This window comes from Sulfurimonas sp. (assembly GCF_014859695.1).
Lineage (GTDB): Bacteria > Campylobacterota > Campylobacteria > Campylobacterales > Sulfurimonadaceae > Sulfurimonas.
Genome location: NZ_JACUTS010000185.1, coordinates 1 through 1141, shown reverse-complemented (window position 1 = coordinate 1141; position 1141 = coordinate 1). Strand labels below are relative to the sequence as shown.

At 42.4% G+C, this 1141-nt stretch carries 1 protein-coding gene; it reads left to right on the top strand.

Annotated features, from left to right (window positions below):
* Positions 1–112: 112 nt before the first annotated feature.
* Complete coding sequence (locus IBX42_RS12560; RefSeq protein ID WP_294933265.1) at positions 113–1132, top strand: cytochrome-c peroxidase; 1020 nt, start codon at positions 113–115, stop codon at positions 1130–1132.
* Positions 1133–1141: the final 9 nt, after the last annotated feature.

Genomic DNA, 1141 nt, shown 5'->3' with positions numbered 1-1141 from the left:
ACTCGCTAAGCAAGATATATACTATGGTTTTATAAAAATAATATAAATACGTTATACAGACTTAAGCTAAACAAATGTAATATTTGTGACAAATTTTACAAAAGGAACTACCATGTATAAAAGAACCGTTTTGAGCATAGCATTCGCCGCTTCATCTCTTTTGGCTACAGATTTAGTTACGGAGGCTAAAAAAGCGGGCTTAGTGCCTATTCCCGCTGATAAAAAAGAGCTTATGAAGCTTATAGACAATCCTAAAAACCCTATAACTGATAAGAAAATAGAACTTGGAAAAAAACTCTACTTCGACCCAAGACTCTCAAAAAGCGGTTTTATCAGCTGTAATAGTTGTCACAACCTAAGCGAGGGAGGGGATGACGGAATCCCTGCGGCAATTGGACACAAATGGACTGCAAATCCGCATCACCTAAACTCGCCGACAGTTTACAACTCGGTATTTTTTAGCTCTCAATTCTGGGATGGGCGCGACCCGCACCTAGAGGCGCAAGCACAAGGACCAATCCAGGCAGCACCTGAGATGTCGGCAACTCCTGAGCATGTAGTTGCAACCGTCACTTCTATGCCGGCTTATGTTGATGGGTTTAAAGGCGCGTATGGCAAGGATGTAAAAATAACGTTTGAGAAGGTTGCAGATACCATCGCGACATTTGAGAGAACGCTTGTTACCCCGTCTGCATTTGACGACTACCTTAACGGCGATGAAAACGCTATGACAAAAGCGCAAAAAAAGGGTCTTCAAACTTTCATAGACAAAGGGTGTGCTACGTGTCACAACGGTATTGCTCTTGGCGGTGCCATGAACGCATTTAACATTACGGGTACATACAAGTTTCAAGATGTAGGCGATTTTAAGGGCGACAAAAACGGTATGGTAAAAGTGCCTACTCTTAGAAATATCACACAAACTGCACCATATTTTCATAACGGTCAGATCTGGGAACTCAAAGATGCAATCAAAGAGATGGGACGTATCCAACTGGGTGCTGACATAAACGATGCAGAAGCCGCTTCTATTGAAGAGTTCCTAAGGGCGCTTGACGGCAGAAAAGCAGATGTAATTCTTCCTCAACTTCCTGCCTCTACATCAAAAACTCCAAAGCCTGACATTAGATAAACCTGCAAT